Genomic DNA, 13219 nt, shown 5'->3' on the forward strand with positions numbered 1-13219 from the left:
AATATTGTATTCGAACGGTTATTTGACCGGACCGACGGTTGGGAGCGTGTTCCGCTGCCGTACATTCGCGACCCGGAAAGACCCCGAGCACAGAGGGCCATGTACAAGATTTTCGAAAGCAGCAAGGATGCCGCCGAGGCGTTGGCGGATCTGATCGTTTCCCGCATCAATGAAAAGCCTTCCATCGTGCTCGGTCTCGCGACCGGCGCGACGATGGAGCCGGTCTATGCGGCGCTGATCGAAGCGCACAAGGCCGGCCGGGTGAGCTTTGCCGGCGTGACGAGCTTCAATCTCGACGAGTATGAGGGGCTTTCGCCGCGCCATTCGGGATCCTACAGGGCCACCATGGATCACCTGCTGTTCGATCATGTCGACATCGACAAGGCGAGGACGCACCTGCCGGATGGCATGACGGATGATCCCGAGCATGAGGGTGAGCGCTACGAGCGGCTGATTGCGGAGGCGGGCGGTATCGATCTGCAGCTTCTCGGGATTGGGCGCAACGGGCATATCGGCTTCAACGAGCCCGGTTCGGCCTTTTCCTCCAGGACGCGGCTTGTGGTGCTTGAAGAGGAAACGCTGGAAGCCAATGCCGGTTTCTTCTCCGACCGCAGCGTGCCGGAGCGGGCGCTGACCATGGGGATCGCCACCATTCTCGATGCCCGCGAGATCGCCGTTCTGGCAACCGGCGCCGCCAAGGCGGACGCCGTGGCGCGCGCGCTGTTTTCGGAGCCGGACGCTGATTGCCCGGCTTCCGCGTTGAAGGTGCACGACAATGTGCGGTGGTTCCTCGATCGCGCGGCCTCCGCCGATCTGCCGGATGTCGATATCCGGCTTCGGGCGGCCGACTGACAATCTGAACAAGGAAAGCAGCCGGCTGGAACCGGCTGCCATAAGCCTATCGGCGTTCGGGGATCAGTCCGTTCGGCCGGAAGCGCATGACGAGCAGCAGAAGCAGGCCCATCATCACCAGGCGCATCTGCTGGGCATTGTCCGTCAGATGCTGGCGGATAGAGCTGTCCGGGCCGAGGTTCGCGGTCAGGTGTTCCAGCAGCCAGACGCCGAAGGGTTCGGCTTCCATCCAGAAGAAGAGGATGAGGAAGCCGCCAAGGACGGAGCCCCAGTTGTTGCCGGACCCGCCGGCAATCACCATCACCCAGATGAGGAAGGTGAAGCGCAGCGGCTGGTATGAGCCTGGCGTGAACTGGCCGTCCATCGTCGTCAGCATCGCGCCGGCAAGACCTATGACGGCGGAGCCGAGGATGAAGACCTTCAGGTGAATGCGCTTGACGTCCTTGCCCATGGCTTCGGCGGCAACCTCGTTGTCGCGTACGGCGCGCATGGTGCGGCCCCACGGCGATTTGAGGGCGGTTTCCGCAAGCAGGAGCAGGACGGCGATCACGACAAGGAACAGGCCTCCATAGCAGAGCTTGACGAAGATCGAGGCGAAGTCGGCGATCGGCATGTTCACCTTGTCGGCGAGATCGATGAACCACTGCGCGCCGCGCAAATCCACTTCATAGGGGACCGGACGGGGGAGACCGACGACGTTTTTCACGCCGCGGGTCAGCCAGTCCTCGTTGCGCATGATGGTCACGAGGATTTCGGAAATGCCGAGCGTTGCGATCGCCAGATAATCCTCGCGCAGACCGAGCGCCACCTTGCCGATGATCCAGGCCGCGCCGGCGGCGAGCAGCGCACCGCCGATCCAGGAAAACAGGATCGGCATGCCGAGGCCGCCGAGATAGCCGGTGGCCGACGGGTTGACGGCTTCGATGGCGCTGACGGCGGGGTCGTAGAAATAACGCGATCCGAAATAACCGATAGCGATCACGAGCGCGGTCGCGAAGGCGCGGAAGCGGCGGTTCTCGCGGCCGATCGCCTTGCGGACATAGACCGTCGCGGCAATGGTCGCGAGCAGCGCGACGCCGGCGAAGAGAATGCCGGTGCCGCCGGCCGTCCAGGCTTCCATGACCGGGCTGGAGGCGACGAAGACAGCAGCGACGCCGCCAAGTGCGGCAAAGCCCATGACGCCGAAGTTGATGAGGCCGGCATAGCCCCACTGGATGTTGACGCCCAGCGACATGATCGCCGAGATGAGGCAGAGGTTGAGGATGTACAGCGCCGAATTCCAGCTGTGCAGGTAGGCATCGCCCGCCAGAAGGAGGAACATGAGCGCGAAGAGCGCGACGTTGCGCAGTGCGGAACTCATGACGACCTCCCGCCGAAGATGCCGGATGGCTTGATCAGCAGCACCAGCACGAGAATGATGAAGGACACGGCGAACTTGTATTCCGTCGACAGAAGCTGCACGAGCCCGTCGGGTGCCCAGCTTTCCGGCACGAGATAGGTCAGCACCTTCTTGTAGGAGTAGGTGACGGCGACTTCCGAAAAGGCGACGATGAAGCCGCCGGCGATTGCGCCGAGCGGATTGCCGAAGCCGCCGACGATGGCGGCGGCGAAGATCGGCAGCAGCAATTGCTGGAAGACGAAGGGCTTGTAGCTCTTGTCGAGGCCGTACAGCGTGCCGGCGATGGTCGCAAGTGCTGCGGCGATCACCCAGGCGAAGGTCACGACGCGTTCCGGATTGATGCCGGAGAGCAGCGCCAGGTCTTCGTTGTCAGAGAAGGCGCGCATCGACTTGCCGGTGCGGGTGCGCTCCAGGAACCAGAAGAGCAGGATGACGCAGATGATTGCCGTCACCAGGGTAATGACCTGAGAGGCACGGATCGCCAGGCCTTCCTGCAGCCCGGTCCAGGCCTTGAACTCGCCGGCGGTGATGAGGAAGCGTGCGCCGTCGGCAAAATTCTGGTCATCCGGTCCGATGATGAAGCGGATCAGGCCGGCCATGAAGAACATGACGCCGATCGAAACGATCATGAAGATGACATTGTGCGAGCGCTGGCGGCGATAATAGCGATAGACCAGCCGGTCGGTCGCGAGCGTCATGGCCGCGGCGCCGATGATGCCGATCGGCAGGGCGATGAGGGCGGTCGCCAGCGGTGCGATGCTGACGCCGGCCGACTGCAGCGCCCAGGTGACGAGCACGGTGAGCATGGCGCCGAAGGACATGAGTTCGCCGTGGGCGAAGTTCGAGAAGCGCAGGATGGCAAAGACCAGAGTCGCACCGAGCGCGCCGAGCGCCAGCTGGCAACCATAGGCGGTCGCCGGCACGATGATGTAGTTTGTCAGGACGACGAGGGCGTTCAGAACGTTTTCCATGATCAGCCCCCGAGGAATGTCTTGCGGACTTCGTCGTCGGCGATCAGCGCCGGGCCGGTGTCCGTGAAGCGGTTTTCACCCTGGACGAGGACATAGCCCTTGTCGGCGATTTCGAGCGCCTGCTTGGCGTTCTGCTCGACCATCAAGATGGCGATGCCGGTCTTGGCGATCTCGATGATGCGGTCGAAGAGTTCGTCCATGACGATGGGCGACACGCCCGCCGTCGGCTCGTCGAGCATCAGGACTTTCGGATTGGTCATCAGCGCGCGACCGACGGCGACCTGCTGGCGCTGTCCGCCGGAGAGCTCGCCGGCGAGCTGGCGACGCTTTTCTTTCAGGATCGGGAAGAGGTCGTAGATCTGCTCCATCGTCGTGGAAATGTCGTCTTCACGAATGAAGCCGCCCATCTCCAGGTTTTCCTCGACCGTCATGGAGGTGAAGATGTTGCGGACCTGCGGCACGAAGCTCATGCCCTTCGCCACGCGCGCCTGCGGCGCGAGATTGGTGACGTCCTCGCCATCGAACATGACCTTGCCGGTTCTCAGCTTCAGCATGCCGAAGACCGCCTTCATGGCGGTCGACTTGCCGGCGCCGTTCGGCCCGACGATGACGGCGATTTCGCCCTTTTCCACGCCGATGGTACAGTTGTGCAGGATGTCCGCACCGCCGTAACCGCCGGTCATGCTTTCCCCGATCAAAAAGCTCATATTCTTTCTTTTGGTTTGTTCTTCAGGCCTGTGCCAAGGTAGGCCTCGATGACTTCTTCGTTGGATTTGATTTCGTCCGGTGAGCCGGTTGCCAATACCGCGCCTTCAGCCATCACGATCACCGGATCGCAGAGACGCGAGATGAAATCCATGTCGTGTTCGATCATGCAGAAGGTATAGCCGCGTTCGCGGTTGAGCCTGAGGATCGCGTCGCCGATCTCGTAGAGCAGCGTACGGTTGACGCCGGCGCCGACCTCGTCGAGGAAGACGATCTTCGGGTCGACCATCATGGTGCGGCCGAGCTCGAGGAGCTTCTTCTGGCCGCCGGAGAGATTGCCGGCGCGCTCGTCGGCGACGTGGCTCAGCTTCAGGAAGTCGATGACCTCGTCCGCCTTTTCGCGGACTTCGCGGTCGGCGGCCCTGACGGCGCCGGGCCGGAACCAGACATTCATCAGCTTCTCGCCGGGCCGTCCGGGCGGAACCATCATCAGGTTCTCGCGAACGCTCAGCGAGGAAAATTCATGGGCGATCTGGAAGGTTCTCAGCAGTCCCTTGCCGAAGAGTTCATGCGGCTCGAGGCCGGTGATGTCCTCACCATCTAGAAGCACGCGTCCGGAAGTCGGCTTGTGCAGTCCGGCGATCACGTTGAACAGCGTGGTCTTGCCGGCACCGTTCGGGCCGATCAGGCCGGTTATGGATCCCGTCTTGATGGTGAGTGAGACCTTGTTGACGGCGAGAAGTCCGCCGAAACGCTTTTCGATCTGTTCAACGACGATCATGCAAACAAAAGTCCTTCAACGGAAACCGCCCGGAAGGTCCGGGCGGTCCCCTCAATCAGAAAATCAGCGATAGCCGACGGTCACGATCTTTCCGCCTTCGATCTTGATCTCGCGGAACTTGCCGGCGCTTTCGCCGCCGCCGATCAGCTCGACGTCGGACGCGCCGACATAGTCGATGTCCCCGCCGTCAGCAAGGATTTTGAGGCCCTTGGCGAGTTCGCCGGGAAGAATCTTCTCGCCCGGTGCGTTGGCGACATCCATGACCTTTTCCTTCAGCTTGGCGCTGTCGGACGAACCGGCGGCCTGCATGGCGAGCATGATCAGGGCAGCGGCATCATAGGCTTCTGCGCCATACGGGCCGACCTTGCCGCCGGCACCTTCGATCGCCTTGGCGTAGAGCTCGGCGCCGTTTGAATCCGTGCCGGGACGCTCGCCGTAGGAACCGTCGAGAGCCGGGCCGATCGCGGCCGGAAGGCTGTCGCCGATCATGCCGTCGGGGAGGACGAAGGTTTCGAACGCACCGGCGTCGAGTGCGCCCTGGATGATGCCCTTGCCGCCCTGATCGAGATAGCCGACCACAATCAGCACGTCGCCGCCGGCAGAAGCCAGCGCGCCGACTTCGGCCGAATAGTCGCCCTTGCCGTCGTCATGCGGCGCGGAGATGGTGATCTTGCCGCCCTTGGCTTCGAAGCTGGACTTGATGGCGTCGGCAAGGCCCTTGCCGTAGTCGTTGTTGGTGTAGGTCAGCGCCGCGGACTTCACGCCGTGATCGGAGAGAATGTCGGCGAGGATTTCGCCCTGGCGGGCGTCGGACGGCGCGGTGCGGAAGAACAGGCCGTTGTCCTCGACGGAGGACAGAGCCGGCGAGGTCGCAGACGGCGAGATCATCACGACGCCGTTCGCGAGCGCGACGTTCTGGAGAACGGCGGTCGTGGCGCCGGAGCACATGGCGCCGACGATGGCGTTGACCTTGTCGGAGGTGACGAGCCGCTCGGCTGCAGCCGTTGCCGCACCAGCGTCGACGCAGGTGGAATCGCCGCGGACCGGAGTTACCTTCGAGCCGTTCAGCAGCGCGCCGCTGTCGGAGACTTCTTTCATGGCGAGTTCCGCGCCGGCGGCAATGTCCGGGGCAAGCGATTCCAGCGGGCCGGTAAAGCCCATCAGGACGCCGAGCTTGATATCTTCGGCCTTGGCCGGCAATGCCAGCATTGTCGTTGCTGCGAGGACCGCAAACATCCGTTTCATAGGTTCACCCTTTTTGATGTCCAGAAGTGTTCTTGTGTATCCGGGCGGAAAATCGCCCGTGTTGATCCCGTGCGTGCACAGGCAGGATTTCATCGCCCTTGATCAAGTCGTTCCCCCTGCGCAACTGCCCGTTTGACCGGATTTCCCCATGGGAAAGCCTGTTTCCCGCGCGCACATGCGGACAATGCACCCCCGAATGGCTGGAATCAAGAATAAATTGTCCAAATGGAAAACGGGCGGCGGATGGCTCCGCCGCCCGTTTTTGTCACTGCTGACGGCTACTGGTTGACGATCTCAGGCCCCATCAGACTGTAGGGAAGCCAGGTGGAAAGCGCCGGGACATAGGTGACCAGAACCAGGAATAGCAGCAGCACGCCGACGAAGGGCATGGCCGCCTTGACAACCTGAACGAGGCTCATGCCGGTGATGCCGGACGTGACGAACAGGTTGAGCCCGATCGGCGGCGTGATCATGCCGATTTCCATGTTCACCACCATGATGATGCCGAGATGGATCGGATCGACGCCGAGCTGCATGGCGATCGGGAAGACCACCGGTGCCACGATCAGGAGCAGGCCGGAGGGTTCCATGAACTGGCCGCCGAGCAGCAGCAGCAGGTTGATCGCGATCAGGAAGGTGAACCAGTTGAAGCCGTAGGACAGCATCAGCTGTGTCAGCGTATCCGGAATGCGTTCCGCCGTCAGTACATGGGCGAACAGAAGCGCGTTGACGATGATGAACATCAGCATCACGGTCGTGCGCGATGCGTCGATCAGCACCTTGCGGGTTTCCTGGTGGAAGATCGCCGGAACGATCTGCCTGGCCATGGCGCCGAGGTTGCGGCTCCAGATCGGCAGGCTGGCGGTGAGGTAGCTCGGGATATGCGCCGGATTGCTGCCCGGGTCGCGCCAGATGGTGTAGGCAACCAGGATCGCCAGCGCGATGATGCCGCCGACCCAAAGCCGGTCCATCGCAGTGATGTTCGGCCAGTCGGCCGTTGCGAAGTAGGACAGCACCATAAAGACGAACAGGAAGGAGACGGCGTAGACCAGAGCCTTGAAGCCGAGCACCGCCTTGCGGCTGTCGGTTTCCCGGATCCAGACGATGTCCTTCATCGGCCCCATGTCGCGATAGATGAAGATGGCGACGAGGAAGGAATAGACGGCTGCGACGGCGGCGGCTTCGGTCGGCGTGAAGACACCGCCATAGATGCCGCCGATGATGATGACGATCAGGAACAGGCCGAAGCCGGCTTCCTTGCCGCCCTGCAGGATTTCGCCGAAGCCACGCCATTCCCCTGCCGGCAATCCCTTGCGGCGGGCGATGATGTAGATCGCGCCCATCAGCATGAGGCCGGCGACGATGCCCGGCACGACGCCGGCGAGGAACAGGCGCCCGACCGAGACGTTGGTCGCGGCAGCATAGACCACCATGACGATCGACGGCGGGATGAGGATGCCGAGCGTGCCGGCATTGGCGATGATGCCGGCGGCGAACTCCTTGGAATAGCCGACCTGGCGCATGCCGGCGATGGCGATGGTGCCGATTGCGACCACGGTTGCCGGCGACGAACCGGACAGTGCGGCAAACAGCATGCAGGCCAGAACCGAGGCGATCGCAAGGCCGCCGCGGAAATGCCCGACGCTGGCGATGGCGAAGTGGATGATGCGCTTCGCCACCCCGCCTGTCGACATGAAGGCGGAGGCGAGGACGAAGAACGGGATCGCCAGAAGGGTATAGTTCTGCGAGGCGTCCATCATCTGCACGGTGACCGACGACATCGAATCCCGCGAGAAGAAGGCGGTGATGAGGATCGAGGAGAGGCCGAGCGAAATGGCGACTGGGACGCCGAGGAACAGAAACGTCAGGACGAGGATAAATAGGATCAGAGGTTCCATGACGTCAGTCCTTCAATACGTCTTTGTGCTCGGCGACGAGGTCTTCCGCCTCGTGGCCGGCGATCATCAGTTCCCGCTCGCCGCGTGCGATCTGCACGAGGGCCTGGGCGGAGCGCAGGCCGAACAGGGCGAGACCGACGGGCATGATCAGATAGGCTGACCAGCGCGGCAGGCGCTCCTTGATGCCGAGAGCGTCGACCATGATCTGCGGCCATTTCATCTCGTCGAGGCCGGCACCGGTGCGGTAGATGGTCGACCAGTAAAGGACGGCGCCGCCCTTGGTATTGGTGCCGAACACCTGCATCCAGGCGGAGCCCAGCAGGATTGCGGTGTAGAGAATGCAGGCGAGAGCGCCGAAGATGGCGACCGCCCTGAACAGCGGAGCGGGGAACATGCGCACGAAGGCGTCGACCCCGAGATGGGTGCCGGTGCGCACGCCGTAGCTCATGCCGAAGAGGATCAGCCAGGCAAACAGGATGCGCTGGAATTCAAGGGCGCCGCTCCAGCCGGAATTGAAGCCGTAGCGCGCGATCACTTGGGTAAAGGCGACGAGCGTTATGACGGCCAGCAGCAAAGCGAGCGTGTTTTCCTCGAACCGTGCCAGTCCCTCGGGATAACGGCGGTCGAGAATGAAGTAGACGACGACCAGGACGACAAGAAGCACCCATGGCCCGTAAGGCAGGAATGACATTGGATCCCCTCCAGTGCAGTTTTTGAAAAGCCCGGCCGCAACAAGGGCGGCCGGGCTGTAATCGACACGTCAGCGGTGCGGATTACTTGTTGTTCGAAGCGACCGCGGCTTCGATCATGTCCTTGCCGACATCGCCTTCGAACTGATCCCAGACGGGCTTCATCGTGGCGACCCATTCCTTGCGCTGTTCGGGCGAAAGCTCGCGAACGGTGGCGCCGGCCTTGATCATGTCTTCCTTGCAGGTCGTTTCCTTGCCGGCGATGGAATTGTTGAACTCGTCGGTGACCTCGTCGAGGATCTTCATGAACTGGTCGCGAACGTCCGGCTCCAGACCGTCAAGCCAGTCCTTGGACGTGACCACCAGATAGCCGAGGAGGCCGTGGTTGGTCTCGGTCACACCGTCCTGCACTTCGTAGAACTTCTGGGTGTAGATGTTGCACCAGGAGTTCTCCTGACCGTCGACGACGCCGGTCTGCAGGGCACCGTAGACTTCCTTGAAGGCAAGCTTCTGGGCTGATGCGCCCAAGGCTTCGATCATCGCCTGGGCGACGTCGGACGGCTGGATGCGGAACTTCAGACCATTTGCGTCTGTCGGAACGAGAAGCGGCTTCTTGGCAGAGAACTGCTTGATGCCCGAGGCCCAGAAGTGCAGGCCGGTGAAGCCGACGTCGTCGACCGCGTGCAGGAGCTGATTGGCCGCGTCGGAGTGGTAGAAGCGGTTGACGGAAGCCAGGTCGTCGAACAGGAAGGGCAGGTCGAACAGGCGATACTTCTTGGTGTAGGCCTCGAACTTGGAGAGCGACGGCGCGGCGAGCTGGACGTCGCCAAGCAGCATGGCTTCCTTGACCTTGTCGTCATCGAACAGCGTCGAGTTCGGGAAGACCTCCATGCAGGCCTTGCCGTTCATTTCCTTGTTCACGCGCTCCGCCAGCATCTTGGCGGCGACGCCCTTCGGATGGCTTTCCGCCACGTCATGGGCGAATTTGATGACGATCTCTCCAGAATCGCAATCATCGGCGAATGCGGTGTTGGCACCGGCTGCCAGCGTGAAAAGGCAAACGCCTGCGAGAAGCAGTTTCTTCATTCTGTAAGTCCTCCACTTTGGGCCCCCACGGCCCATGAAATCGGAATGATCCGGCTTGTTGCCGGATGCCGGGAAGACGTTGGGAGGAAACAGGGCCAATGGTCCGCTTTCGCGGACACGGCGGCCGAAACATCCTCCCAATGTTCGCGGCGCTAATAGTGTAGCAATCCGCGTGCCAACCGGATCGGTGAATAATTTATTAAATAAAATGAGGTACTTGATATGCGGACACGTCTGGCGTCCGCCGAAGATGTATCCGGTGTGGGTAGCTGGCTACACGCCCGCTAAGGCGCGCTGTGTCGCCTTCTACCCATTGAGGCTTTCGCCGCTTCCCTCGGTTCCGGTGATGCCGAGACGCTTCATCTTGTCGTAGAGACCCTTGCGGGAAATCTGCAGCGCTTCATAGGTCGGCTTCATGGCGCCGTTGTTGCGGGCAAGCTCGGCTTCGATGACAGAGCGCTCGTAGCGGTCGAGGAGATCGGCAAGCGATCCCTCCGATGCATTCGAGGCTGTTTGCGGCTCTTCGCTCTCGCTGTAGAAGCCATTCCACATGCCCAGAACGAAACGGTCGGCATAGTTGCGCAGTTCACGCACATTGCCCGGCCATTCATAGGTCATCAGCTGCAGTTCGAGCCCGGCGTCGAGGTGCGGGATTTCGCGGCGGAAGCGGGCGCGAGCCTGCCGGGCCAGATGAAAGAAGAGCAGCGGGATGTCCTCGCGCCGGTTGCGCAGCGGCGGGATGGACAAGGTGACGACGTTCAGGCGGAAATAGAGGTCGGCGCGGAAATTGCCCTGGTTGCTTGCCTGGCCAAGATCGGACTTGGTTGCTGCGACGAAGCGAATATCGAGCGGGATCGGCTTGTTCGATCCCAGTCGCTCTATGGTTCGCGTCTCGATGGCGCGCAGCAGCTTGGCCTGCAGGTCGAGCGGCATGGATTCGATCTCGTCGAGAAAGATCGTGCCGCCATGGGCATGCTCCAGCTTGCCGATGCGCTGCTTCTGGGCGCCGGTGAAAGCGCCGGCTTCATGGCCGAACAGTTCCGCCTCGATGATGTCCGAAGGCAGGGCGGCGCAGTTGATGGCGACGAAATGGCCCTTGCTGCGGGTCGAGAAGTCGTGCAGGGCGCGGGCCACCACCTCCTTGCCGGCACCGGTCTCGCCGAGGATCAGCACGTCGACATCGGTATCGGCCAGCATGACGATCTGCTCGCGTAACCGCTTGATGCCGGGCGTGCGGCCGACCAGCCGCTCGGACAGTTCGTCGCGTTCGTTCAGCTCCGAGCGTAGCGTGCGGTTTTCGAGAACCAGGCGGCGCTTTTCCAATGCGCGTTCAATGACGGTGTAAAGACGCGAGACCTGGAAGGGCTTCTCGATGAAGTCATAGGCGCCGGCGCGCATTGCATCGACGGCCATCTGCACGTCGCCGTGTCCGGTGATCAGGATGACCGGCATGGTGGGGTCGATGGCAAGCGCCGCCTTCAAGAGTTCGAGACCGTCGACGTCCGGCATGCGGATATCGCTGACGATCACGCAATAGGCGTCGTGAGCGATCGCCGACAGGAGCGATTCCGCCGTGTCATGGACGGCGACCGGCAGTCCCTCAAGCTCAAGGCCCTGGGCGAGTGCATCGCGCAGGTCGTCATCGTCGTCGACGAGGTGGACTGTGGGCGTTACCGATTCCGTCATGCTTTATTCGGCTGCTTTTTGCTGTTGGTCGGCGGCAACGAGATGGACTGCAAAGGCGCAACCGCCGTTTGCCGATTCCTGCAACTCGATGCGGCCGCCGAAGTCATGGACGATATTGTAGGCGATGGAAAGCCCCATGCCGACGCCTTCGCCGGCCTGCTTGGTGGTGAAGAACGGATCGAAGACGGAGGCGCGAAGCTCGTCGGGAATGCCGGGTCCGTTGTCGGCGACGACAACGGTGGCGAAGCCGTCCTCGCTTCCCGCCGTGACGCTGATGCGGCTGTCCTTCTGGCCGGACAGGGCATCGATCGAGTTGGAGATGAGGTTGACGATGACCTGCGAGAGCCGGACCCGGCCCCCCATGACGGTGTAGTCCCGCAGTTTCGGGTCGACCGTCAGCATCACGCCGGCCTTGCGCGCCCGCGGCTTGACGAGGATCAGGGCCTCGTCGACCACCGAGCCGAGATTGACGGCGCTGATCGTCGTGCCGGGCTTGCGGGAGAAGGAGAGAAGCGTCGAGGAGAGCTCCGCCATGCGGTCCACCATGGCGCCGATGCGGCCGAGATTGGTGGTCGCCTGTTCGAGCTTGCCGGCGGCGATCATGCGGTGGGTGTTGTCGGCGTACGTCTTCAGCGCGGCGAGCGGCTGGTTCAATTCGTGGCTGAGTGCGGCCGACATCTGGCCGATGACGGCGAGCTTGCCGGTCTGGACGAGTTCGGCTTGCGTCTTCTTCAGCTTGTCCTCGGTCGCGCGTCTTTCGTCGATCTCGCGGGAAAGTTCTCGGTTCGTGACGCTGAGCGCCCTGGTGCGGTCGCGGACGGTGCGTTCCAGCCTCAGTGCCGTGGCCCGATCGCGGCGCAGCTGCAGGATCGTGCGCTCCCGCCGCATGATCCAGAAGAAGATCATCATGGCGCAGACCAGGCAGGCCATGGCGGCAAGTGCCGCGCCCCACAGGCCGGCGGCTTCGACCGGGCGCATGTCGCCGAGCACGTGCAGGCGCCAGTCGAGCAGCGGTAGGTCGCGCACCATGTCCAGATGCGACACCGCTTCACGCCCCAGCCGATAAATCATGGTGCCGGACGTTTCGTTCGAGACCGCCTCGACCGATTTCAGGCGCCATTCCGGACGGTTGGCGATCAGGATCGTGCCGTTGCGGTCACTGATGTAGATCGGACTGGTCAGCAATGACCACGTGGCCTCGATGCGCTCGAAATCGACGTAGACGGTCACGAGGCCGAGCGTCTCTCCGCCGCGGCGGACAGCGGCGGCGAAGGCGTAGGCGCGGGTGTTGTTGTCCGGCGAAATGACGGTGCGGCCCAAGCGGCCCTGCAGCGCGGCACCGAAAAGCTGGTTCAGGCCGGCGTCGCTGTGATCGAAGATGTGGCGTGCCGAAGCCAGCATCCGTCCGTCCGGCCAGAAGAAGGCGACGTCGCGGGCGCCGGAAAGGCCGGCGGCTTCCTCGGCCTTGAAGGCCGCCATTGCCGGATGACCGCCGGCGCGGAAGAGGGAAGCGATATCGTTCTGCCGCGCAAGCAGTGGCGGAAGAACCCGGTATTTCTCGAACATGCCGGCCAGCACTTCCGTCTGTATCGACAGCGTTTCCATCGCCTGCTGGCGGATCGTCACCATGGCCCGGTCACGCCAGTAGTCGGATGCGACGGTGATGGCGCCCAGCGACAGAATGACAATGCCGACGAGCAGGCCGAACCGGATGGCCCGGAACCGGCGACGCAACTTCCTCCCGCTCATTCTGCCGGACATCGGCTCCCCATGCATTTCTCTCGTCCCGGCGAGCTTATAGAAAATGACCGGCGGCAGAAAGTCCCGGTCCGGCATATGCCCCGACCCGTCGCCGGATAAGCTGCCGACGACCCTTGCGCCTGCCGATAAACTCGCTAAAAGTGCGC

At 62.6% G+C, this 13219-nt stretch carries 11 protein-coding genes; 1 reads left to right on the forward strand and 10 read right to left on the reverse strand.

Annotation, left to right across the window (positions count from 1 at the left end; translation table 11 throughout):
- Positions 1-99: 99 nt before the first annotated feature.
- Positions 100-852, forward strand: coding sequence for a glucosamine-6-phosphate deaminase (gene nagB, locus ACU5AZ_RS14010; RefSeq protein WP_446822963.1), 753 nt, complete (start codon positions 100-102; stop codon positions 850-852).
- Positions 853-898: 46 nt separating this feature from the next.
- Here nagB and ACU5AZ_RS14015 read toward each other — a convergent pair whose 3' ends face one another.
- From ACU5AZ_RS14015 to ACU5AZ_RS14060, 10 genes are all read right to left on the reverse strand, one after another.
- Positions 899-2212, reverse strand: coding sequence for a branched-chain amino acid ABC transporter permease (locus ACU5AZ_RS14015; RefSeq protein ID WP_446822964.1), 1314 nt, complete (start codon positions 2210-2212; stop codon positions 899-901).
- A complete protein-coding gene (locus ACU5AZ_RS14020) occupies positions 2209-3222 on the reverse strand; it encodes a branched-chain amino acid ABC transporter permease (RefSeq protein ID WP_446822965.1) in 1014 nt (337 codons plus the stop codon). Before ACU5AZ_RS14020 ends, ACU5AZ_RS14015 begins: the two co-directional genes overlap by 4 nt.
- Positions 3223-3224: 2 nt before the next feature.
- Entirely contained in the window at positions 3225-3929 is a 705-nt protein-coding gene (locus ACU5AZ_RS14025; RefSeq protein WP_261928933.1) for an ABC transporter ATP-binding protein, read from the reverse strand.
- Entirely contained in the window at positions 3926-4708 is a 783-nt protein-coding gene (locus ACU5AZ_RS14030) for an ABC transporter ATP-binding protein (RefSeq protein ID WP_446822966.1), read from the reverse strand. The genes ACU5AZ_RS14025 and ACU5AZ_RS14030 overlap by 4 nt, the downstream gene beginning before the upstream one ends.
- 63 nt (positions 4709-4771) lie before the next feature.
- Positions 4772-5953, reverse strand: a complete 1182-nt coding sequence (locus ACU5AZ_RS14035) for an ABC transporter substrate-binding protein (RefSeq protein WP_446822967.1) — start codon at positions 5951-5953, stop codon at positions 4772-4774.
- 278 nt (positions 5954-6231) lie between these two features.
- On the reverse strand, positions 6232-7851 hold the full coding sequence (locus tag ACU5AZ_RS14040) for a TRAP transporter large permease (RefSeq protein ID WP_446822968.1): 1620 nt from the start codon (positions 7849-7851) through the stop codon (positions 6232-6234).
- A gap of 4 nt (positions 7852-7855) precedes the next feature.
- A complete protein-coding gene (locus tag ACU5AZ_RS14045; RefSeq protein WP_446822969.1) occupies positions 7856-8542 on the reverse strand; it encodes a TRAP transporter small permease in 687 nt (228 codons plus the stop codon).
- Between the two features lie 82 nt (positions 8543-8624).
- A complete protein-coding gene (locus ACU5AZ_RS14050) occupies positions 8625-9626 on the reverse strand; it encodes a DctP family TRAP transporter solute-binding subunit (protein ID WP_446822970.1) in 1002 nt (333 codons plus the stop codon).
- 306 nt (positions 9627-9932) lie between these two features.
- On the reverse strand, positions 9933-11312 hold the full coding sequence (locus ACU5AZ_RS14055) for a sigma-54-dependent transcriptional regulator (protein WP_446822971.1): 1380 nt from the start codon (positions 11310-11312) through the stop codon (positions 9933-9935).
- 3 nt (positions 11313-11315) lie between these two features.
- Positions 11316-13061, reverse strand: a complete 1746-nt coding sequence (locus ACU5AZ_RS14060) for a sensor histidine kinase (protein WP_446822972.1) — start codon at positions 13059-13061, stop codon at positions 11316-11318.
- Positions 13062-13219: the final 158 nt, after the last annotated feature.

The sequence above is a fragment of the Rhizobium sp. PAMB 3182 genome (genome assembly GCF_052908355.1).

Bases quoted from the DNA above. Each gene is read 5' to 3' on its own strand.
- ACU5AZ_RS14030 (WP_446822966.1), bottom strand. From the start codon at position 4,708: ATGATCGTCGTTGAACAGATCGAAAAGCGTTTCGGCGGACTTCTCGCC.
- ACU5AZ_RS14035 (WP_446822967.1), bottom strand. From the start codon at position 5,953: ATGAAACGGATGTTTGCGGTCCTCGCAGCAACGACAATGCTGGCATTG.
- ACU5AZ_RS14020 (WP_446822965.1), bottom strand. From the start codon at position 3,222: ATGGAAAACGTTCTGAACGCCCTCGTCGTCCTGACAAACTACATCATC.
- ACU5AZ_RS14025 (WP_261928933.1), bottom strand. From the start codon at position 3,929: ATGAGCTTTTTGATCGGGGAAAGCATGACCGGCGGTTACGGCGGTGCG.
- ACU5AZ_RS14050 (WP_446822970.1), bottom strand. From the start codon at position 9,626: ATGAAGAAACTGCTTCTCGCAGGCGTTTGCCTTTTCACGCTGGCAGCC.
- nagB (WP_446822963.1), top strand. From the start codon at position 100: ATGTACAAGATTTTCGAAAGCAGCAAGGATGCCGCCGAGGCGTTGGCG.
- ACU5AZ_RS14055 (WP_446822971.1), bottom strand. From the start codon at position 11,312: ATGACGGAATCGGTAACGCCCACAGTCCACCTCGTCGACGACGATGAC.
- ACU5AZ_RS14060 (WP_446822972.1), bottom strand. From the start codon at position 13,061: ATGAGCGGGAGGAAGTTGCGTCGCCGGTTCCGGGCCATCCGGTTCGGC.
- ACU5AZ_RS14045 (WP_446822969.1), bottom strand. From the start codon at position 8,542: ATGTCATTCCTGCCTTACGGGCCATGGGTGCTTCTTGTCGTCCTGGTC.
- ACU5AZ_RS14015 (WP_446822964.1), bottom strand. From the start codon at position 2,212: ATGAGTTCCGCACTGCGCAACGTCGCGCTCTTCGCGCTCATGTTCCTC.
- ACU5AZ_RS14040 (WP_446822968.1), bottom strand. From the start codon at position 7,851: ATGGAACCTCTGATCCTATTTATCCTCGTCCTGACGTTTCTGTTCCTC.